The 19,227-nt window shown below is 68.3% G+C and carries 22 protein-coding genes; 1 reads left to right on the forward strand and 21 read right to left on the reverse strand.

The annotated features are described in order from the left end of the window. Positions 1 to 8: 8 nt before the first annotated feature. The 9 genes from VMJ70_07255 to VMJ70_07295 form a co-directional block, all read right to left on the reverse strand. Entirely contained in the window at positions 9 to 311 is a 303-nt protein-coding gene (locus VMJ70_07255; GenBank protein ID HTO90911.1) for an FmdB family zinc ribbon protein, read from the reverse strand. Positions 312 to 350: 39 nt separating this feature from the next. After that, entirely contained in the window at positions 351 to 1,355 is a 1,005-nt protein-coding gene (locus VMJ70_07260; protein ID HTO90912.1) for a phosphate acyltransferase, read from the reverse strand. 8 nt (positions 1,356 to 1,363) lie between these two features. Further along, positions 1,364 to 1,933: a pantetheine-phosphate adenylyltransferase gene (gene coaD, locus VMJ70_07265; protein ID HTO90913.1), complete on the reverse strand. Its 570-nt coding sequence runs from the start codon at positions 1,931 to 1,933 to the stop codon at positions 1,364 to 1,366. A 22-nt stretch (positions 1,934 to 1,955) separates the two neighbouring features. Next, positions 1,956 to 2,516, reverse strand: a complete 561-nt coding sequence (gene rsmD / locus VMJ70_07270; GenBank protein HTO90914.1) for a 16S rRNA (guanine(966)-N(2))-methyltransferase RsmD — start codon at positions 2,514 to 2,516, stop codon at positions 1,956 to 1,958. Positions 2,517 to 2,605: 89 nt separating this feature from the next. Beyond that, positions 2,606 to 3,253 (reverse strand): hypothetical protein, encoded by a 648-nt coding sequence (locus VMJ70_07275; protein HTO90915.1) that lies wholly within the window; start codon positions 3,251 to 3,253, stop codon positions 2,606 to 2,608. Further along, complete coding sequence (locus tag VMJ70_07280) at positions 3,250 to 4,050, reverse strand: hypothetical protein (protein HTO90916.1); 801 nt, start codon at positions 4,048 to 4,050, stop codon at positions 3,250 to 3,252. Before VMJ70_07280 ends, VMJ70_07275 begins: the two co-directional genes overlap by 4 nt. Further along, a complete protein-coding gene (locus VMJ70_07285; GenBank protein HTO90917.1) occupies positions 4,047 to 4,577 on the reverse strand; it encodes a shikimate kinase in 531 nt (176 codons plus the stop codon). The genes VMJ70_07280 and VMJ70_07285 overlap by 4 nt, the downstream gene beginning before the upstream one ends. A gap of 89 nt (positions 4,578 to 4,666) precedes the next feature. Beyond that, on the reverse strand, positions 4,667 to 5,980 hold the full coding sequence (gene pilQ / locus VMJ70_07290; protein HTO90918.1) for a type IV pilus secretin PilQ: 1,314 nt from the start codon (positions 5,978 to 5,980) through the stop codon (positions 4,667 to 4,669). Continuing rightward, positions 5,967 to 6,443 carry a hypothetical protein gene (locus VMJ70_07295; GenBank protein ID HTO90919.1) on the reverse strand — a complete coding sequence of 159 codons (477 nt, stop codon included), beginning with the start codon at positions 6,441 to 6,443 and terminating at the stop codon, positions 5,967 to 5,969. The genes pilQ and VMJ70_07295 overlap by 14 nt, the downstream gene beginning before the upstream one ends. Here VMJ70_07295 and VMJ70_07300 point away from each other — a divergent pair. Beyond that, positions 6,433 to 6,888 carry a hypothetical protein gene (locus VMJ70_07300; GenBank protein ID HTO90920.1) on the forward strand — a complete coding sequence of 152 codons (456 nt, stop codon included), beginning with the start codon at positions 6,433 to 6,435 and terminating at the stop codon, positions 6,886 to 6,888. The genes VMJ70_07295 and VMJ70_07300 overlap by 11 nt on opposite strands. Before the next feature lie 210 nt (positions 6,889 to 7,098). Here the strand turns inward: VMJ70_07300 and pilO are convergent, their stop codons facing one another. From pilO to VMJ70_07360, 12 genes are all read right to left on the reverse strand, one after another. Beyond that, entirely contained in the window at positions 7,099 to 7,746 is a 648-nt protein-coding gene (gene pilO, locus VMJ70_07305; GenBank protein ID HTO90921.1) for a type 4a pilus biogenesis protein PilO, read from the reverse strand. 9 nt (positions 7,747 to 7,755) lie between these two features. Further along, the gene (locus VMJ70_07310) at positions 7,756 to 8,322 is read right to left on the reverse strand and encodes a PilN domain-containing protein (GenBank protein ID HTO90922.1); all 567 of its coding nucleotides are present in this window, start codon (positions 8,320 to 8,322) and stop codon (positions 7,756 to 7,758) included. Further along, on the reverse strand, positions 8,319 to 9,374 hold the full coding sequence (gene pilM / locus VMJ70_07315) for a type IV pilus assembly protein PilM (GenBank protein ID HTO90923.1): 1,056 nt from the start codon (positions 9,372 to 9,374) through the stop codon (positions 8,319 to 8,321). The genes VMJ70_07310 and pilM overlap by 4 nt, the downstream gene beginning before the upstream one ends. A gap of 228 nt (positions 9,375 to 9,602) precedes the next feature. Next, positions 9,603 to 10,349, reverse strand: a complete 747-nt coding sequence (locus VMJ70_07320) for a hypothetical protein (GenBank protein ID HTO90924.1) — start codon at positions 10,347 to 10,349, stop codon at positions 9,603 to 9,605. After that, positions 10,346 to 11,110, reverse strand: a complete 765-nt coding sequence (locus tag VMJ70_07325) for an ABC transporter permease (GenBank protein ID HTO90925.1) — start codon at positions 11,108 to 11,110, stop codon at positions 10,346 to 10,348. Before VMJ70_07325 ends, VMJ70_07320 begins: the two co-directional genes overlap by 4 nt. Next, positions 11,107 to 12,174 (reverse strand): ABC transporter ATP-binding protein, encoded by a 1,068-nt coding sequence (locus tag VMJ70_07330; GenBank protein ID HTO90926.1) that lies wholly within the window; start codon positions 12,172 to 12,174, stop codon positions 11,107 to 11,109. Before VMJ70_07330 ends, VMJ70_07325 begins: the two co-directional genes overlap by 4 nt. A 114-nt stretch (positions 12,175 to 12,288) precedes the next feature. Beyond that, positions 12,289 to 12,726, reverse strand: a complete 438-nt coding sequence (locus tag VMJ70_07335; protein ID HTO90927.1) for a type II secretion system protein — start codon at positions 12,724 to 12,726, stop codon at positions 12,289 to 12,291. Between the two features lie 278 nt (positions 12,727 to 13,004). After that, complete coding sequence (locus tag VMJ70_07340) at positions 13,005 to 13,436, reverse strand: prepilin-type N-terminal cleavage/methylation domain-containing protein (protein HTO90928.1); 432 nt, start codon at positions 13,434 to 13,436, stop codon at positions 13,005 to 13,007. 282 nt (positions 13,437 to 13,718) lie between these two features. Continuing rightward, positions 13,719 to 15,134, reverse strand: coding sequence for a sigma-54 dependent transcriptional regulator (locus VMJ70_07345; GenBank protein HTO90929.1), 1,416 nt, complete (start codon positions 15,132 to 15,134; stop codon positions 13,719 to 13,721). A gap of 37 nt (positions 15,135 to 15,171) precedes the next feature. Further along, on the reverse strand, positions 15,172 to 16,905 hold the full coding sequence (locus tag VMJ70_07350) for an ATP-binding protein (protein HTO90930.1): 1,734 nt from the start codon (positions 16,903 to 16,905) through the stop codon (positions 15,172 to 15,174). Then, positions 16,905 to 18,122: a type II secretion system F family protein gene (locus VMJ70_07355; GenBank protein ID HTO90931.1), complete on the reverse strand. Its 1,218-nt coding sequence runs from the start codon at positions 18,120 to 18,122 to the stop codon at positions 16,905 to 16,907. The genes VMJ70_07350 and VMJ70_07355 overlap by 1 nt, the downstream gene beginning before the upstream one ends. A gap of 9 nt (positions 18,123 to 18,131) precedes the next feature. Beyond that, positions 18,132 to 19,208: a type IV pilus twitching motility protein PilT gene (locus VMJ70_07360; protein ID HTO90932.1), complete on the reverse strand. Its 1,077-nt coding sequence runs from the start codon at positions 19,206 to 19,208 to the stop codon at positions 18,132 to 18,134. Positions 19,209 to 19,227: the final 19 nt, after the last annotated feature.

Below are 19,227 nucleotides of genomic sequence, written 5' to 3' on the forward strand. Positions count from 1 at the left end.
TGCCGCTCTCAGTCGCTGCCGGCGCTCTTGCCGCCGGCCGACGTCCCTCCGCCGTCGGACTTCTTCTTCTTCTCGCCCGACGAGGCGCCTCCGGACGGAGATTCCTTGCTCGCCTTCTCCTGGTAGTCCTTGCTCCGATAGTCGGTGATGTAGAAACCCGAACCCTTGAAGAGCAGGCCCGCTCCTCCGGCCGGCACCCGATCGGCGCGGCCCTTGCACTTCGGGCACCGGCGCGGCCTGGTATCGCGGATCGAGTGGAACTCCTCGAATTCATGGCCGCACTTGCGGCACCGATAGGCATAGGTCGGCATTTGAGTCTCGCGATCTCCTGCGTGTTCCTGGTGAGAAGTCTACTCGCGGCTGGCGCCGGCGGCGGTGGTGGCCAGCGCGCAGGCGATGGTGGCGACCTCGACCACGTCCTCGGCGGTGCAGCCGCGCGAGAGGTCGTTCGACTGCCGCGCGAGCCCCTGCAGGATCGGCCCGTAGGCCTGAGCACCCGCCAGCCGCTGAGTCAGCTTGTAGCCGATGTTGCCGGAGTCGAGGTCGGGAAAGATCAGCACGTTGGCGTGCCCGGCGACCACGCTGTCGGGCGCCTTCCGGCGCGCGACCCCCGGCTCGAGCGCGGCGTCGGCCTGCAGCTCGCCGTCGAAGTGGAGATCGGGGCGGCGCTCCCGGGCCAGCGCCAGCGCGCGCCGCACCTTGTCCACCTTCGGGTGCTCGGCGCTGCCGCGCGTCGAGAAGCTGAGGAACGCGACGTGCGGCACCTGGCGCGTGAGCCGCGCGCACTGGTCGGCCGTGAGACAGGCGATCTCGGCGAGCTGCTCCGGCGTCGGATCGGGAATCACCGCGCAGTCGGCGAAGAACAGCGCGCGCTCGGGATGTCCGGCGACCGGCGGCACCACCATCAGGAAGAAGGACGACACCGAGCGCACGCCGGGCGCGAGCCCGATCAGCCACAGCGCCGCGCGCAGCACGTCGGAAGTGTTTCGCACCGCGCCGCCGACGAAGCAGTCGGCGTCCCCGCGGGCCACGCGCAGCGCCGCCTGGAACAGCGGGTCCCGCGCGTGCTTCGCGAGATCGACGGCCGGGAGCCGGTCGCCGCGCGCCGCCTTCAACGCCTCGGCGGTGCGGTTCAAGGCCGTCGCGTCGGTCGGATCGAGGATCTCGACCCCCGAAGCGTTGACGCCCGCCTGCCGCATCGCCGCACGCACCTCGTCGCGCGCGCCGATCAGCGCCACCTCGGCCCAGCCGTCGCGCGCGATCCGATCGGCGGCGCGCACGATCCGCTCGTCGCCGCCCTCGGGCAGCACCAGCCGCCGCCGCGGCTGGCGCGCAAGCTGGCGGATGCGATCCATCACCGCGCTCAACGAGACTTGCCTTTCGCCGAGGCGACCCGGCCGCGCGCGCGCGTCCGAACCGCCGCGCCCTGCGATTTCGCGGCGGCGGCGTTCGGCCGCAGCCGGCGGCGCAGTCGTTCCTCGACCTCGCGCGGCACCAGACCCCGCACCTTGCCGCCCAGTCGCGCGACTTCCTTCACCAGCGTCGAGTTGAGATAGGTGTACTGCTGGCTCGGCATCAGGAAGGCGACCTCGAGCCCGGCGGAGAGCCGGCGATTCATGAGCGCCATCTGGAACTCGAATTCGAAGTCGCTCACCGCGCGCAGTCCCCGGATCATCACCTGAGCGCCGACTCGGCGCGCGCAATCCACCACCAGATCGTCGAAGCTCACCACCTCGACGCGGCGCAGCGAGCGGGTCGCGGCCACGATCATCTCGACGCGCTCCTCGATCGAGAACAGGGTGCCCTTGGCGGTGCTCTGCGCCACCGCCACCACCACCCGGTCGAAGAGCCGCGAGGCGCGGCGGGTGAGATCGAGATGCCCGTTGGTGAACGGATCGAAGGTGCCTGGAAACAGCGCGGTGGTCTCGCTCATGGCCTCTCCTCTCACCCCCACATTAGATAGATGTGGCGCCCGACCGATAGGCGGTCACGGCGGTCTGACCGTAGCGGCGCTCGCGCTCCTTGACCAGCGTCCCGCTGGTCTCGGGCATCGCTTCGCGCGCGTGATGCTCCAGCACCACCCGCGCCCCCGCCTTCAGCACGCCCGCCTGGCCGAGCTGCTCGAGCGTGTTCCGCGCCAGCTCTCCCCCGTAGGGCGGATCGGCGAACACCACGTCGGCCGCCCCAAGCGGCGCCCGAATCCGCCCGAGACCCCGCGGCAGCTCGAGCCTCCATACCGTGCACTCGGCCTCGAGCTCGAGCGCCCGGAGGTTCTCGCGCAGCGCGGCCAGCGCGAATGAATCGTTCTCGACGAAATCGGCGCGCGAAGCGCCTCGCGACAGCGCCTCGATCCCGAGTCCCCCCGAACCGGCGAACAGGTCCACCACCCGCAGACCGGCGAGAGGCTCGAGCGACATGATCAGCGCCTCGCGGACCCGATCGGACGTGGGCCGCGTGTGCCGGCCGCGCGGAGCCGAGAGACGCCGTCCACCGAGCCGGCCCGCGATCACCCGCATGACGAGCGGCGCAGTCTCATCAAGCCCGCGCTCGGTGTCAAGATCGGCGGCCTGCCTTCCGCGGCGCGCGTGCGCTCCATCTCAGCGCCTCACGGAAGATCCACGACGTCGAATCCCGGCGGCGCCGACAGCGCGTAGGCCGTGCGCCCGCGCGCGGCGACGAATCGCCAGTTGGAAAGATGATACGCCGTGCGGCTCGAGTCGGGCGCGAGCACGGTGAGCTGCCGCGGCAACCCGTGCGCGTCGAGCTCCACCAACACCTCCATGCCCTGGGCCTCGGCAGCCAGCGGGGTCAGCCGAAATCGCCGGGGCGCGAGCGAATCCTCACGGAAGCTCGCCCCGCTCGTGGGCAGCAGGGTTCGACCCCACGACAGCACCGCGAGCGCGCGATCGGCCGGGATGCGCACCAGCTGGCGGTTGGCGGGCTGCAGCCACTCGCCCCCGTCGGCGCGCAGCGTCACCGACTCGCCGGTGGTCGCGAAGTCGAGTCGCACCCGATCGGGTGACTCGAGCGCCAGCCGGCCGCGGATCGAGCGCGCCGGCCCGCCCAGTGGATCGGGCAGCGCATAGGCGACGTCGGCTTCGGCGCGGTGACCGCCGCCGAGTTTCGCGGCCAGCGCGCGAGCGCTCGCCGGGATCGGAGCGTTGGCGGCCGCGCACGCCATCGGCCGGGCGGCCAGCACGCCCAGCATGGCGAGCATCGCGGCTTGCGCGCCGCGCCGCGCGGACCGATTCATCGCGCCTCTCTCATCCGTTCGAGGGCGCGCCTCAGCCGGCTCCAGTCCACCCGTTCGACGCCCGACGGGATCGAGAGCGCCAGCCAGCGCGGATCGGGGCGATCCGCGAACTGGAATCGCTCGATGCGGCAGCTCACGCGCCAGTGCCTGTCGCCCTCGACCACCTCGATGCGTTCGGGCCAGGCCTGTCCTGATTGCCAGCCCCAGTCGGGGTACCGCACCTCGAGCGAGCGCCCGGGGTCGTCCCAGAGCCGAACTCGCTGCGGCAATCCGTCGGTTCCGACCCCCATCGCCAGCGAGTCGCCGCTCTCGCTCCAGCGTGCCCACCACAGCGTGTCGCGCGAAGGCGGAGTCCACTCCGCGTTGCTGGCCGTCCAGTCGGCGGCGAACACCCGACAGGCCCAGGCTCCCGGTTCGCGGACGCCGAGCGAATCGCCGAGACTTCCGGTCTCGATCGCGATCCGGCGCGGCGGCACCCAGGCGCGCAGCGTGTCGTCGCGCACGGTGAGATCGAGGGCGGTGCCGAACAGCGACGCCATCCGCGCTCGGATCGCGTCGGGCCCGGCCAGCGCGACGTCGAGGTCGATCGCCGGCCAGCGGCCCACCGCCTCCCCTTCCACCCACAGCGTTCCGTCGAGCCGCGTGGCGCGCGCCCGCGCCGCGCGGGTCTCGCGCAGCCGTTCGTAGCGATCGGCGAGCGTGGCCAGATCGAGCGGCGCCGGCCGGCGTGCGTTCGGCGCGCACGAGGCCGCGAGCAGCGCCAGCGTCAGCAACGCGCGGGTCCGACGCGCGCTCACCTCGCCGCCCCGACCACGGCCAGCACCTGCTTCGCCACGGCGTCGGGATCGAGGCCCTCGGTATCGACCAGATGATGGGCGGTCTCGCGGTAGAAGGATTCGCGCTCGCCGAGGAGCCGCTCGAGTCGGCGCACCGGAGCGTCTCCCTGGAGGAGCGGTCGCGCAGCGGTCTCGCCGGCCAGCCGCTGTGCCGCCCGACCCGGGCTCACGCCCAGCCAGATCACGTCGCAGCGCCCGCGCAGCAGCTCGCGATGGCGGGGATCGACCACGATCCCGCCGCCACAGGCGATCACCTTCACCCCGTCGGCCAGCACGCGTTCGAGGAGCTGGCCCTCGCGCTGCCGGAACACCGCCTCGCCCTCACGCTCGAAAAGCTCGGCAATGGTGCGGCCGGTCTCGGCTTCGAGCAGGGAATCGAGATCGGCGACGCTCACTCCGAGCCGTTCTCCCAGACAGCGCGCCACCGCGGTCTTGCCGGCGCCCATCAGGCCGATCAGAGCGATGGGCCGAGAGTCCCGCACATTCATGAACGCAGCCTAGCACAGCGTTCGCGCGCCAACGCGATGGGCCGCCGGCGCGAGGCGCCGGCGGCCCGGAGAGACAGTTGCAGCGACTGCTAGTTGTTGGCGAGCGCGTTCAAGAGGCGCGGAGTCACGAAGATGATCAGCTCGCGATTCTCGCGCGTCACGTTGCTCGACCGGAACAGGATGCCGACGATCGGGAAGTCCTTGAGGAACGGGATGCCCTGACGCGTCGAAGAGTCGTTGGTGCGGATCAGGCCGCCGATCACCGCGGTCTGACCGTCGTCCACCATCACGCGCGTGTCGGCCTCGCTGGTGTTGATGATGACGCCGCCCTGCACCGTGCTTCCGCTGGCCAGGTCGCTGACCTCGGGATGCAGGTCCATGATGACTTTCTTGTCGGAGGTCAGGTGCGGGGTCACCTTGAGCTGGATGCCGATGGTCTGCAGCTGCGAGACCGGGTTGCCGGCCACGTCCTGCACGATCAACGGAATCTTCTGGCCCACCAGGATGCGCGCCTCGCGGTTGTCCACCGTGGTGATGCGCGGGTTCGAGATGATGTTGGCCTTGTTGTTCAGCTCGAGCGCTTCCAGCTTGGCGTCGAGATTGCCCCAGTTCTTGGTGATGCCGTAGTGCAGCACCACCGAGGCCGGGTTCTTGGGTTCGCTGACGCTCACGTCGCCGGTTCCGTTCGCCGGATTGTTGCCCGGGCTCAGGCCGCCGACGCTCCACTCGACGCCCAGATCCCGCAGCGCCTTGACCGAGACGTCCACCAGCTTGGCGGTGATCTCGATCTGCGGCGTGGTGGAATCCAGCTGCAGCGCCATCTCCTCGACGCGCTCGACGTTGTCGGAGAGGTCGGAGACGATCATCGAGTTGGTGCGCTTCTCGGTCTGGATGCTCCCGCGCTTGGTGAGCGACGGCGCCAGTGCCGAGGCCAGCTCGGAAGCGTTGGCGTAGTTCAGATGAACGATGCGCGTTTCGAGCGGCGCCAGGTCCATCTGCTTGGCGCGCGCCGCGTCACGCTCGACGCTCTCGGACTGCAGCTTGCCCATGTCGTCGACACGCAGGATGCCGTTTTCGTCGACGTAGTCGAGGCCGGCGCTGCGAAGAATCGTGCGCAGCGCTTCCTTCCAGCCCACGTTGTGGAGATTGACCTTCACGGTGCCGTGGACGTCGTTCGCGACCATGATGTTCCGGCCGCTGAACTCGCCGATCGCGCGCAGCACCGTCCGGATGTCCGCGCCTTCCACGTCCAGGCTGAAGGTCTCGGTGCCGGTACGCACCAGACCCACGTGCTCGGTTGCCTTGGGCTGGTCGTCCTGCGCCGAAGCCGGCTTCACGGCCAGAAGCGCGAGGCAAACGCCCACCATCGTCAAGAGGCCCGCCAGGACCCTACCGGTTCGCATTGCTGTCTCCCTTTCGCGTCAGCGGAATGGTGACCGTCTCCGTCTGACCATCCACTGAGAGTTTGACGACCACTGCATCTCGCTGAAGCGACTCCACGTATCCGTTCATCACCTTGTCGCCCGTGCGCAGCACGCCGCTGTTGCCGCGGGGATCCTCGATGAGAGCGAACTTGTCGTCGGCTCCCCAGACGATGCCGACCACCTTGATTCCGCCGACGTCGGGCGGAGCGTCACCGCCGACGTCCTGGCCGATGAAGCCGCCACCCACCATGGGCTGGAACGGATCCCGACGGCCGAGGGCGTTGTACTGATAGGTGACCTGTTCATCGATCTGCGGAAGCATCGAGGTCGGAACCGGCTTCGGAGCGGGCTTGGCCGGAACCACGACCGGACCATTCGTGGGAGTGGAGGCGGGCTTCACCACCGAGTTCGGCTGCGCCGGAGGCGTTCCCTTGGTCGCCATGCTCGGCGCCGGCAGCTTCACCGACGAGGGTGGCGCGGTCGCGGGCGCGGCATGTGTCGGCGCCGCCGGTTTGGCCGGCGAGCCGGGCGCCGCCGCGTTCGGAGCCATGCCGGGTTTCGCCGCGTTGCTCGCCGCGTTCGGCGCCGTCGTGTGCGGCGGCGCGGGGGCCGGCGTGGCGCGCACGGCCGGGCTCGCCGTGGCCGGGGCCGCCGTCGTCCTGGGCGGGACCGACGCGGACGGAGTCATCGGCTTCGCCGCCGGCATGGAGGCGGCGGGAACCGCCGGCTTCGCCGAGGCGGTCGCCGGAGTCGTTGCCGCCTTGGCCACCGGCTTCGCCGGGGTCGCAGCCGGCTGGCTCGCGGTCGCCGGAGAAGGCATCGACGGCCTGGATGGGGCCGACGCCGGAGCCGCGGGCTTCGCGGTGCTCGGCGTGATCAGGGTGTGATTCGGCGGCACGACCGGGTGCGCCGGCGTCTTCGCCGGAGCGCTGGTCAGGGGCGCGGTGGCAGCTGGCGCGGCCGGAGTCGGCGCAGGCTTCACCGAGTCCGGAGCCGAGGCCGGCGGAGCGTCAGCGGCGAGCGCATGGACCGCCATGCCCGCCATGAGCAGCGCCGCCAGAGCGGACGCCGTGATGAGGCGCGGCCGCGGTGCGGGATCAGGACGACTTGTGCGCATTCGCGGCTCCCCCCTTCTTGCCGGTCGGCGCGGGCGCTGCCGGCGCCGGTGAGGAATTGAGGCTGTAGGCCGAGGCGACGCAATCGGCCGTGGTGGTCAGGCCATCGTCGCCCTTGGTCTGCGCATTCTGGCGCAGGTGCAGATTGCCGACGGTGATGATGCGGCGCATGTTGGCCAGCTCGGCGAGGAACGAGCCGACCTGGTGATAGCCGCCGTTGACCTGAAGCTGCAACGGCATTTCGGTGTAATAGGTCTCGGTGCGCGGGCTGCTCGGGCGGAACACCACGAACTGGCAGCCCGTCTCCTGAGCCGAGAGCGTGATCTTGCGCAGCAGCGCCGCCATTTGCCGGTCGGTCGGCAGCAGCTCGGCCGCCGTCGTCCAGCGCTCGTGCAGCTGGTCGTACTCGGCCTCGAAGCGCGGCAGGTCAGCGACCGTGGCGCGAGCCCGCGCCAGCTCGGCCGCCTTCTTCTCGTAGTCGGCTTTGAGAGCGTCGATCCGCTCGCTCTGGGCCGGATATCCGAACGGCAGGAGATGCGTGAAGTAGAAGACGCCCAGCACCCCGGCCGCAACCAGCAAGCTCAGGAGGGCCTTCTGAACTACCGGATTTCTCAGGTCGACGTTGGCCATCTCGCTCTCCTAGTTCGCCGGCTCGTCAGGCGTGAGCTGACAGGAAACCTTGAACTTCACGACTTCGGCGTCCGAGACCTTCCCGCGCTCGGCGACTTCGAGGTTCACGTTGGCGAACATCGGCGACCGCTCGAGGCGCGACATGAAGTCGGACACCACCAGATTCGAGAACGTCATGCCGTCCAGGTTGAGCGTGCCGCCGTCCTGGGTCGCGCCGACCAGCCACAGGTGATCGGGGATGCAGCGCGCCAGCTCGTCCATCAGGCGCACGGTCTGGGTGCGGCCCTTCTCGAGCTTGTTGATGATGCCGAGCCGGAGATCCAGCTCGGCGCGCTCCTGCGCCAGCCGATTGACCCGCTCGATCTGCGGCGCCAGCGCGCGTGACTGCGCTTCGACGTCGGCGATCGACTTCTCGAGCGCGGCGGCCCGCGAGCGCTGCGCGAGCACGGTCGCGGTCACGATCAGCCCCGAGCCGGCCAGCAGCACCAGCGGCAGCACCAGGTCGTTGACCTTGAGGCTGACGGCGGGCTTCCGCTGAGCCTTTTCCTCACGCGGCAGCAGGTTGATCCGGATCATTTCTTGTCTCCCAGGCGGCGCAGTCCCAGTCCGATCCCGACCGTGAGCAGCGGCGCCACCTTCATGACGTCCTGCCCCGCGAACAGCGACGGGTCGTAGTGGATCCGGGCCAGCGGGTTGGCGATTTCGGACGGCACGCCGAAGCGGCGATTCAGGTATTCGCTCAGCCCCGGTGTCAGGGCCGCTCCACCGCACAACATGATCCGCGAGATTGCGCCGGCCTCTCCGGCGGTGCGCAGGTAGGCCTGCGCGCGCTCGAGCGCGGTCGCGAGGCCTTCGCAGCTCTGCTCGATCACCGGCGTCATCTCCAGATTGGCGCCGGACTCGCCGCGCACCGCGGCCGAGGCCTCGGACTGGCTGAGGTTGAACTTGCGCTGGGCGGCCTCGATGAAGGTGTTGCCGCCGACCTGGAGGTCCTTGGTGAAGTAGGGAACGCCGCCCTGGGTGATGTTGATGTTGGTGATCTCGGATCCGATGTTGAGGATCGCGACCACCTCTTCGGGCGTGAATTCATAGTTGTTGGCGAGCGCGTTCTGCGCTGCGAACGAGTCGACGTCCACGATCAGCGGGTTGAGCCCGGCCTCGCGGATCAGGTCGCTGAACGACATCACCATGTCCCGCTTGGCGGCGACCAGCAGCACCTGCATCTGCTTGGGGTCGGCGGGCGAGGGCCCGAGGATCTCGAAGTCGAGCGACACGTCGTTGATGTCGTAGGGGACGTGCTGCTCGGCCTCCCAGTAGACGGCCTGCTGCGCATCCTCGGCCGAGAGCTTGTTCATGGTGATCTTCTTCACGATCACCGCGCGGCCGCTCACCGCCGCCACCACGCTGCGCGACTTGATGCCGCGCGACTCGAGCAGATTGCTGATGGCGTCGGTCACCATCTGGCGGTCCATGATTTCCCCGTCGACGATCGCTTCGGCGAGCGGCGCGGAGATGCCCCAGTTGGTGAGCCGGTAGCTCTTGTTGGTCTGGCCTTCGAGCTCGACCGCTTTGATCGTGTGACTGCCGATGTCCAGTCCCACCAGGGACTGCTTCTTTCCGAAGAGCATGGCTTCACTCCCTAGACGCGGTGCGAGTTGAGGCCGTCGCGTGCGTGCGGTGCGGTTGACGCGCCGATCGCTCTCCGAGCGTGAGCCCGCGAGGCGCCGCCTCCTGCAGCGTTACGCCCTAGTGATCGGAAGGAGCCTTGCCGCGCTTGAGCGCAATCTTGCGTGGTCCGGACGCCGGGGGGCCGGGGGGGGCCGCGCCGGGCGGAGCCCGGTGTCCCCGGAGGGGCGCTAGCGCCTGATGAGCACCCGCGGGGTGCTCAGACGATGAACCGCCGCCTCCCGGCGGCCGGTCTCGATTGCGGATTCGATCTCGTTCATCTTTTCCTGGGCCATTTCCCGCAGATAGACGTTCGGGGAGTGCAGGCGCACGTTCGACCACAGCTCGTAGGCCACCGCCAGGTCCCCGGACTGCTGCCGGGAAAAGGCGGCGAAGCGAGCCGCCTCGGCAGGTGCATCCGGTTGCCGCGAGGCCTGTTCGAAGTAGCGGGCGGCGTTCCGAAGGTCGCGCTCGCCCGGCTTCACGTAGTAGAGGAAGCCGAGCTCGAAGGCCAGCTCGCCGCTGGTCGGATTGCTGTCGAGTCCGGCGAGCATCAGTCGCTCGGCGGCCGGGAAGTCCCGCCCCTCCTGGGCGAGCGCGAAGCCCCCGAACACGTAGGCCGGGATGAAATGCGGCGAGAGCGACGTGAGGATGGTGAAGACGTGCTCCATTTTCGCGAACTGATTGTCCCCGAGCCGGTGACCGCCGTAGTACTGGACGGCCCGGAGCCAGGCGAGATCCGCCGCGCTCTCGGCGTGCCCGAGGGTCGCCGGTCGCAGCGCCACGCCCGACGGGTAGTACGAGAGTTCGGCGAGGGGCTGCGGGCGGGGCAGATCGCGATAGGCGAAGTGCGCGAGCTGCATCGCCATGGCCCCGCTGAACAGCGCGACGCTCCAGGCCGCCCAGACGCGGGACGAGGGCAGCGGCCTCAGGCTCATTTGAACTCGCGCCGCTCGAGCGCCGCCGAAGCGAGCGCCAGCGCGCAGGCGACGTAGAGCGCGGCGTAGCCGACGGCGGTCAGCACGTGGAGCGCCGGCGCCACCCGACCTTCGGCGGCCAGCGTGCGCAGGTTGAAGAGCGGCAGGTTGGGGGCGAGGTCGGCCACCATCCGGATCAGCCCCTTCAGCCCTGCCGGAAACCTGTCGGCGAACCCGCGCAGATCGTAGGTCCACTGGCCGACCAGCCAGACGCCGAGGGTGTAGAGCGCCGACAGCACCGGAGTCGAGAGCGCCGAGAACAGCACCGCGATCGCGGTCACCACCGAGAGTTCGAGCGCCGAGAAGAAGCCCGCCTGCAGCACCGCCGGCACGTCGGATCCATAACCGCGCACCATCAGCACCGCGCACAGCGCCATCGTCAGCAGCGCGGTGGTCGCCCACAGCGCGCCGCTCAACCCCGCCCACTTGCCGACCAGATAGACTCCGCGCGCGATCGGACGCGACAGCAGGTTGAAGATGGTGCGGCGCTCGATCTCCTTCGCGACCAGCGAAGTGCCGACCAGCAGGATCACGAGCAGACCGAGGAGGGAAATGCTCGACAACCCCAGATCCACGGTCAGACGCCTGGCTTCGCCGAGCGCGAGCGGACTGATGGCCTGAGTGATCAGCATCATCAGCGCGCCGGCCACCAGCACGCCGGCCATCAGGCGGTCGCGCATCGCTTCGCGAAAGGTGTTGTGGGCGATCAGGAGCGATTTCATGCGCTCCTCCGATCGGTCTGGTCCGAAGCGCCTGCCGCCGTCGCCAGGAACAGCGCCTCGAGCGTGGCGCGCTCGGGGGTCACCGCATGCACCGCTTTCCCACGCTGGATCAGCCAGTCCAGCACGCGATTGACGTCGTCGGATGCGCCGAGGTGCAGCTCGGTCTCGCCGCCGCGGTCCTCGCGCTTCACGCGGCTCCCCCACTCCGCCGGCAGCTCGACAATGCCGAGCGGCTCGCAGCGCACGAGGACGCGGCGCACGCCCTGGTCCACCAGCTCGCCGACCGGCGCGATGCGCCGCAGGCGACCATCGAGGATGATCGCGGCGCGGTCGCACAGCGCTTCCACGTCCGGCAGGATGTGGGAGGAGAACAGCACCGTGGTGCCGCGCGCCTTCTGCTCGAGGATCAGCTCGCGCACATCACGACGGCCGAGCGGATCGAGGCCGCTCATTGGCTCGTCGAGGATCAGCAGCTTGGGCTCGTGGACCAGCGCCGCGGCGAGACCGAGCCGCTGCAGCATCCCCTTCGAATACTTGCGGAGCCTGAGCTTCGGCCGCGCGCCAAGGCCGACGCGATCCAGCCAGTGCGAGGCGCGCGCGCGAATCTCGCGAGGCTCGACGCCCGAGAGCCCGGCGGCCAGCTCGAGATACTCGAGCCCGCCGAGGTAGTCGTAGAAATAGGGCTGCTCGGGAAGGAAGCCGAGCGAGCGACGGCACGCGGTCTCGTCGATCGAGACCCCCAGCAGCCAGGCCTGTCCGGCGCTGGGTGTCAGGAGCCCGGTGAGCAGCTTGAGCGTGGTGGTCTTGCCGGCGCCATTGGGCCCCAGCAGTCCGAGCACCTCGCCCCGCTCGACCTCGAGGTCCAGGCTCTCCAGCCCGCGCGTGACCTTGAAGGTCCAGTTGCTGCGGTAGAACTTGCACAGCCCGACCGCCCGGATCGCCGGCGCTGCGACGCGGGAATGGCCGATCTCCCGGTCGCGAACTGGCCGGAGTCCGCTGTTGCTGGTCGAGCTGCCCACCGCCGCTCCCTCCATCTTCCCCTGAAGCCGGTTCAGGACTCTCACTTGGCCCCGGGAGTCCGCTTCGCGGGCCGAGCACCGGGCGCCGCTCCGAGCCGAAACGCAAACGATGTGCCGGCCCCGGGTGGAGCCGGCAGGCAGAAATCGAAGCGTGTGGGCCTATTGACCGGTGGAGAGGACCAGGTTCAGGGAATCGCCCAGCGGGCCATTGCCCTTGATCTGGTAGGTGCTGATCTGCGCCGGATTGATGCCCAGCTCCCCGGGGTGGCCGCTGGTCGGATTGGCGTTGAACATGACCACCGAGGCTGCGTGGGTAAAGGGATTGAGCGGGTAGGTCCCGGTCGGGCAGAGTTGAGCGAGGGTCCGTCCATCGGGGACCGTCGAAGCCGCCGAGGTGGGGTAGAAGCCGTCGTTCAGAACCGAGAAGTCTTCCATGATCAACTGCATCGTGTGCATGTTGCTCTTGACGCTGGCCTCATCGGCCCGGTGCCGCATCGAGATGAAGTTGGGGATCGCGATCGCCGCCAGGATCCCGATGATCACCACTACGATCATCAGCTCGATCAGCGTGAAGCCCCGATTGTCTTGCGTTCTCATGATCGGACTCCGTTCACATGCCACCACGGCATTCGATCCAGAAATAGCGCAACTGGTGTGCCACGCGCCGGTGAAGCGAATCAATGAGTTGCGCGAGCGGAGCTGAACAATTTCCCGCGCATTCCGCATCGGCGATGCAAATTGAGAGACCACCAGGATGACCAGGCGGACCTCCCCATCGCGCGCTGCCCCGGAGTTTGCCCCGCACCTGGGAACGGCGCCCGGAAACACGAAGGGGCGGGACTTTCGTCCCGCCCCGGCGTGAGACTGCTTCGAGCTTACTGACCGGCGGTGAGCACCAGGGTCAGCGCGGCGCTCTTGCCATAGCCCTTGATCGAGTAGGTGTTCAGCGACGAGTCCGCGTACGACACGATGCCCGAAGGACCGGTGTTCGCGGTCAGCGTGCTGCCCAGGTCTTCCCACGCCTGGTTGGGGCCGACGGTCTGGTCGAACGGGTTCTTGAAGTTCGCGCCCGCCGAAGGCAGCAGGGTCGCGACGCTGTCCGCCACGTCGGCGTAGGCGCCGTCGTGCTGCACGCCCCAGTCCTCAGCCGAGAGCTGGAAGGTGTGCATGTTGGCCTTGGTCGAGCCTTCCTTCGCGCGGTTCTGCATCGCGATGAAGTTCGGGATCGCGATCGCCGCGAGAATACCGATGATGACCACGACGATCATCAGCTCGATCAGCGTGAAGCCCTTCTGATTCCGGAACATTGCTGACTCCTCCTGTTGGGTTTCCGGGGTCGCCTCGACTTGATGATCGCCCCTCGGAATCCGCATGCTGCAGAGCGCATGCCAACGAGCATTCTCGCGTCTCTCGGCTCTGCTAACCGCCTGCCCGGTCTGTGATTGCGCCCCCGGTCCGAGTCTTTGCATCTCAACGAGGTGCTCGATTCTGCGGGCAAACTTCAACCATCCCGGGACTGCTGCTTGCACTTTGCGCAGGCCGCGCGAATTGCACGCTTCGAGGGAAAGGCCCCCTCCGCGATCGAGCCGCTACGCCGCGTGTTCCTCGCCCTCGGCGCCGTCGGGCATCCCGAGCTCGGGATCCCGCGCGCCCGGCTTCTCCACTCCGTAAGCGATCAGCTTGCGGTAGAGCGTCGAAGCGTTGATGCCGAGGATCTCGCTGGCCTTCTTCTTCTGCCAGCGCGTCGAGTGGAGCACCTTGAGGATGTACTCGCGCTCCAGCTCCTCGAGCGTCAGGGTTGGCGATTCGATGATCAGGCTGCCCCGCTGGCTGGGGCCCAGTCGGATCTTGTCGGGGAGATCCTCGGGCTCGAGCCTTCCGCTCTCGTCCAGGATCACGGCGCGTTCGATGACGTTCTCCAGCTCGCGCACGTTGCCCGGCCAGTCATACTTCATGAGAATCTCGGTGGCTTCCTTGCTGATGGTCTTGGCGGCGCCGTTCTCGGCGTGCCGCTTGAGGAAGTGCTCGATCAGCAATGGAATGTCCTCCCGGCGCTGGCGCAGCGAGGGCAGCTTGATCGGGATCACGTTCAGCCGGTAGAAGAGGTCGGCACGGAAGCGGCCCTCCGCGACTTCGCGCTCGAGGTCGGCGTTGGTCGCCGCCACCAGTCGGCAGTCGATCTTGACCGGCTGCGTCCCGCCGACCGGGATGATCTCGCGCTCCTGCAGCGCACGCAGCAGCTTGACCTGGGTCGCGAGCGGCATCTCCCCCACCTCGTCGAGGAAGAAGGTTCCGCCCTCGGCGACCTGGAACAGTCCCGCCGAATCGCGCACCGCTCCGGTGAAGGATCCCTTCACGTGGCCGAACAGGTTGCTCTCGAGCAGGTCGCGCGGAATCGCGCCGCAGTTGATGCTCACGAACGGACCACTGGCCCGGCGGCTGCCGTAGTGGACTTCCTTGGCGATCAGCTCCTTGCCGGTGCCGCTCTCACCCTGGATCATGATGGTGGCGTCGCTGTCCGCCACCTTCTCCACCAGCCGGAACACGCGCACGATCTCTTCGGACGAACCGATGATCTCCTTCTCGTCGTGACCCTTCTTGAGTTCGCGCTTGAGGTACTGGTTCTCCTGCCGGACCTTGCGCATCTCGAGCGCGTTCCGAACCACCAGCTTGATCTCGTCGTTCTTGGCGTTCTTGATCATGTACTGGAACGCGCCCATGTTCACGGCATCGATCGCCGACTGCTGCGACGCATACGCCGTCATGATCACGACCGGAAGCGCGGGCTCGTGCTTCTTGATGGCCTGGAGCAGCTGGATGCCGTCCATTCCCGGCATCTTGATGTCGGTGATGACCACGTCGGGCGCGTCGTTCTTCACGCGCTCGAACGCCTCGCGGCCGTTCCCCGCCGTGATCACCTCGAAGCCTTCCTTGCGGAGCACGATGCCCAGGTACTGCGTCATGCTCTGCTCGTCGTCCACCACCAGGATCTTTTCCCCGGCCATCGCCTTCACCTCGTTCCGGTCGTGAACAGGCGTCGCGTCACGCCGCCTGCAATGCGTGCACACCCGCGGCGGGCAGCGTCACCCGAGCGGTCGTCCCTTTTCCCAGTTCGCTCTCCAGCACCAGCGTGCCGCCATGGCGCTCGACGATGCGCTGCGCGATCGCGAGCCCCAACCCGGTGCCTCCCTGCTTGGTGGTGAAGAACGGCTGCGCCACCTGCGCGAGATCTCCGGGTGCAATGCCACTGCCCTGATCCTCGAACTCCACGAACACTCCTTCGCCGGCGGTGGGACGCCAGCGCACCGTGAGCTGACCGCGCGGGCCCATGGACTCGAACGCGTTGGCCGCCAGATTCAGCCATACCTGCCGGAGCTGTTCGCGGTCCACCCGCACCACGGCGTCCGCATCCGGCCGGTCCAGCTTCACCGCCACCTCCTGACCGCGCCGCGGATCGCGCCGCAGATCGTCACAGAGTGCGCCCAGGTGCTCGTCGAGCGAGAGCGGCTCCTTCACCAGATCGCGCTCCTTGGTGTAGGTGAGCAGATCGGTCACGAAGCGATGCAACCTCGTGCATTCGCGACTGATCAGATCCATGAGCACCGCGTGCTCGGAGTCCAGCGTCAAATCCCTCTGCAGCAGTTCCACCGAACCGCTGATCGGGTTGAGGCCGTTGCGCAGTTCGTGGGCGATGCCGGCCGCCAGCGCGCCGACCTCGGCCAGCGTCTGGTTGCGGCGGGCCAGCCGCTCCATCTCGCGCACCTCGCTCAGGTCCTGGAACACCACCACCACTCCGGAGACCACCCCGTCGTGCTCCAGCATGTTGGTGCTGGCGCCGACCGGCAGCGGCCGCCCGGACACCCCGCGCATCATCAGCTCGACGCGCACGCGCTGGGCGCCCTCCTCCAGCGTCTTTTGCACCAGGTCACGCAGGGCCGACAGCCGCTCGGGAAGCGCCTCGGCCGCCGAACGGCCGCGCAGCTCGAGGCCCCGCAGCCCGAGCACCTGCTCGGCGGCCGGATTCAGGAAGGTGATGGTGCCGCGCTCGTCCACCGTCAGCACCCCGCTGGCGAGATGGCGCAGGATCACGTCGTTGTCCACCCTCACGCGATTCAGCTCGCGGGCGGTGCGATGCAGGGCGTCGCGGGTCTTCTGGACGCGCTCGCCGAGCAGCCCCGAGAGCACGCCGACGATCGCCAGGAACGCCACCACCATGCTCGGGCGGAGAATCGCCGGCGTCCCCGCGTCGGGCAGCGGCGCGCCGCAGATCCGCACCACCCAGGGCAGCGCAACGAAAGAGAGGCACGTCGCGACCGCGGTGAGCACCCCTCCCGGCATCCGGCCCATCAGGCCGCCGGTGATCACCACCAGCACGTAGAACAGCACGAACTGGCTGTCGCGGCCGCCGGTCCAGGTCGAGAGCGCGGTGACCAGCAGCACGTCGCCGGCGAGCTGCAGCGACAGCTGCGCCGACAGCCCCTTCTGCATGCGCACGCCGATCCCGTAGGCGGCGGACAGCAGCCCCACCGCCAGCAGCGACCACCACAGCACCCACCAGCTCGACTCGGTGGCCTCGGGACGCAACAGTACCCCCACCGGCAGCGCCAGCGTCGCGACCAGCAGGCGCGCGCGCACCAGCGAGGCGAGCCCCGCCCAGCGGTCCGAGGCCCGCCGGCCGCCGGAAGGCGTCGCCTCGGCCGCGGCGGGCTTGGCACCCGCTGCAGCCAGAGCGTGCTCGCCCGCCGCGCCGACCGGTTGGAGTTGCGGCTTCGACATCAGTGGTTGCCTCCGGAGACCACCGAGATCAGCTTGAACATCGGCAGGTACATGGCGACCACCATGCCGCCGACGATGCCGCCCATGACCACGATCATGACCGGCTCGATGATCGAGGTCAGGGTGTCCACGGCGGTGTCCACCTCGGCCTCGTAGAAGACCGCGATCTTGGTGAGCATCTCGTCGAGCGCGCCGGTCTGCTCACCCACCGAGATCATCTGCACCACCATCGGCGGGAACACGCCCGAGGTCTTGAGCGGCGCCGACACCGTCTCGCCCTCTCGGATAGAGGCGCGCGCCGTCATGATGGCCTCGGCGATGATCTTGTTGCCCGCGGTGCGGGCGGTGATCTCGAGGCCAGCCAGAATCGGCACGCCCGAGGCGATCAGCGTTCCCAGCGTACGCGTGAAGCGGGCCACCGCGCCCTTCAGGAGCACGTCGCCCAGCACCGGGAACTTGAGCATGGCGCCGTCCACGATGCGCTTGCCGTTCTCGGTGGCGTAGTACCGCTGGAACGCAATGAATCCGGCCACCAGGATCAACAGGCCAACCCACCAGAAATGCTGCAGCAGGTTCGAGAGGGTGAGCACGATCTTGGTGGGAAGCGGCAGCTCGCCGCCGAAGTCGCTGAACATCTTGGCAAAGGTCGGGATGATGAAGATCAGCATGAACGAGGTGGCGCCCAGCGCGACCGTCAACACCACCGCCGGATACACCATGGCGCTCTGGATCTTGCGCTTGAGGGCGTCGGCCTTCTCGATATAGGTCGCGAGACGCATGAGGATCTCGTCGAGCACGCCGCCCGCTTCGCCGGCCGCCACCATGTTGCGGAACAGGTCGTCGAAGACCTGCCTGTGCTTGCCGAGCGCGTCGGAGAGGGTCGAGCCCGATTCCACCTCGCGGGTCACCTCGCCGATCACCCGGCCGAACGACGGCTTGCTCGACTGCTTGGCGAGAATGTCCAGGCACTGGACCAACGGCAGACCGGCCGAGATCATGGTCGCGAACTGCCGGGTGAAGATCGCCAGGTCCTTGGTGGACACGCCGGCCCCGCCGAATTTCGGCAGGTTGAAGCCGCCGGTCTTCGGCCGCAGCGACGTGATGAGGATTTTCTTCTTGCGGAGGATGTCGAGGGCCTCTTCCTGACGGCCGACCTCGATCTCACCCGTCTGGGCTTCGCCGGCGAGCGTGCGCCCCTTCCAAACAAAGACCGCCATCGTGTCCTCCTATGCCGCAGCGCGCAGGACCTTGCTGAGCATCGTGTCGAGCTCGACTCGGTCCGTGCTGCGATCCAGCGCATCCTCGGGCGTGAGCTGCTTGTCGAGCACCGCCTGCATCAGCGACTGATTCATGGTCTGCATCCCGAACTTCTGGCCCGCCTGCATCAGGCTGTAGATCTGGTGGGTCTTGCCCTCGCGGATCACGGCCTTGATCGCCGGCGTGCACACCAGCACCTCGGCCACCATGATTCGGCCGCCACCGCGGCTCCGCGGAACCAGCTGCTGAGTCATGACCCCTTCGAGCGTGAACGCCAGCTGGGTGAGGATCTGCTTCTGCTGATCGGCCGGGAACACGTCGACGATGCGGTTCACCGCTTCGTACGTGCTGTTGGTGTGCAGGGTCGCGAACACCAGGTGGCCGGTCTCGGCGATGGTCAGGGCCGCCTCGATGGTCTCGAGATCGCGCATTTCACCGATCAGAATGATGTCGGGGTCCTGCCGGAGCACGTACTTGAGCGCGGTCGGGAACGAATTGGTGTCGGCGCCGATTTCGCGCTGATTGACGATGCACTTCTTGTGGTGATGGATGTACTCGATCGGGTCCTCGATCGTGATGATGTGGCTCTGTCGCGTCGAGTTGATGCGGTCGAGCATCGCCGCGAGGGTGGTCGACTTGCCGCTGCCGGTCGGACCGGTGATCAGGATCATGCCCTTCTGCCGGGTGGTGAACTCCTTCACGATCGGCGGCAGTCCGAGCTTCTCCATCGGCAGGATCTCGTAGGGAATCTGGCGGATCGCCATGGTCACCACGCCGCGCTGCAAGTAGACGTTGGCGCGATAGCGCGACAGCCCCTTCACCCCGAACGAGAAGTCGAGCTCCTTGGTGGTCTCGAATCGCTTGCGCTGTTCGTCGGACAGCACGCTGTACGCGATCTGCGCGCACATCTCGGGGGTCAGCACCTCCGACTCCGACGGCACCACCGAACCGTCCACGCGGAACTCGGGCGGGACTCCGGCGGTGATGTGCAGGTCGGAAGCTTTGCGCTGCACCATGTCCTCGAGCAGCTGGCGAAGGGTGACCACGACGTTCTCCTTTGTTGGG

Source organism: Candidatus Sulfotelmatobacter sp., assembly GCA_035498555.1.
Classification (GTDB): domain Bacteria; phylum Eisenbacteria; class RBG-16-71-46; order RBG-16-71-46; family RBG-16-71-46; genus DATKAB01.

What these genes read in the sequence shown, in the direction of transcription:
- VMJ70_07255 (HTO90911.1), bottom strand. Translation starts at nt 311, where the DNA reads ATGCCGACCTATGCCTATCGGTGCCGCAAGTGCGGCCATGAATTCGAG.
- VMJ70_07260 (HTO90912.1), bottom strand. Translation starts at nt 1,355, where the DNA reads ATGGATCGCATCCGCCAGCTTGCGCGCCAGCCGCGGCGGCGGCTGGTG.
- coaD (HTO90913.1), bottom strand. Translation starts at nt 1,933, where the DNA reads ATGAGCGAGACCACCGCGCTGTTTCCAGGCACCTTCGATCCGTTCACC.
- rsmD (HTO90914.1), bottom strand. Translation starts at nt 2,516, where the DNA reads ATGCGGGTGATCGCGGGCCGGCTCGGTGGACGGCGTCTCTCGGCTCCG.
- VMJ70_07275 (HTO90915.1), bottom strand. Translation starts at nt 3,253, where the DNA reads ATGAATCGGTCCGCGCGGCGCGGCGCGCAAGCCGCGATGCTCGCCATG.
- VMJ70_07285 (HTO90917.1), bottom strand. Translation starts at nt 4,577, where the DNA reads ATGAATGTGCGGGACTCTCGGCCCATCGCTCTGATCGGCCTGATGGGC.
- pilQ (HTO90918.1), bottom strand. Translation starts at nt 5,980, where the DNA reads ATGCGAACCGGTAGGGTCCTGGCGGGCCTCTTGACGATGGTGGGCGTT.
- VMJ70_07295 (HTO90919.1), bottom strand. Translation starts at nt 6,443, where the DNA reads ATGGCGACCAAGGGAACGCCTCCGGCGCAGCCGAACTCGGTGGTGAAG.
- pilO (HTO90921.1), bottom strand. Translation starts at nt 7,746, where the DNA reads ATGGCCAACGTCGACCTGAGAAATCCGGTAGTTCAGAAGGCCCTCCTG.
- VMJ70_07310 (HTO90922.1), bottom strand. Translation starts at nt 8,322, where the DNA reads ATGATCCGGATCAACCTGCTGCCGCGTGAGGAAAAGGCTCAGCGGAAG.
- pilM (HTO90923.1), bottom strand. Translation starts at nt 9,374, where the DNA reads ATGCTCTTCGGAAAGAAGCAGTCCCTGGTGGGACTGGACATCGGCAGT.
- VMJ70_07320 (HTO90924.1), bottom strand. Translation starts at nt 10,349, where the DNA reads ATGAGCCTGAGGCCGCTGCCCTCGTCCCGCGTCTGGGCGGCCTGGAGC.
- VMJ70_07325 (HTO90925.1), bottom strand. Translation starts at nt 11,110, where the DNA reads ATGAAATCGCTCCTGATCGCCCACAACACCTTTCGCGAAGCGATGCGC.
- VMJ70_07335 (HTO90927.1), bottom strand. Translation starts at nt 12,726, where the DNA reads ATGAGAACGCAAGACAATCGGGGCTTCACGCTGATCGAGCTGATGATC.
- VMJ70_07340 (HTO90928.1), bottom strand. Translation starts at nt 13,436, where the DNA reads ATGTTCCGGAATCAGAAGGGCTTCACGCTGATCGAGCTGATGATCGTC.
- VMJ70_07345 (HTO90929.1), bottom strand. Translation starts at nt 15,134, where the DNA reads ATGGCCGGGGAAAAGATCCTGGTGGTGGACGACGAGCAGAGCATGACG.
- VMJ70_07350 (HTO90930.1), bottom strand. Translation starts at nt 16,905, where the DNA reads ATGTCGAAGCCGCAACTCCAACCGGTCGGCGCGGCGGGCGAGCACGCT.
- VMJ70_07355 (HTO90931.1), bottom strand. Translation starts at nt 18,122, where the DNA reads ATGGCGGTCTTTGTTTGGAAGGGGCGCACGCTCGCCGGCGAAGCCCAG.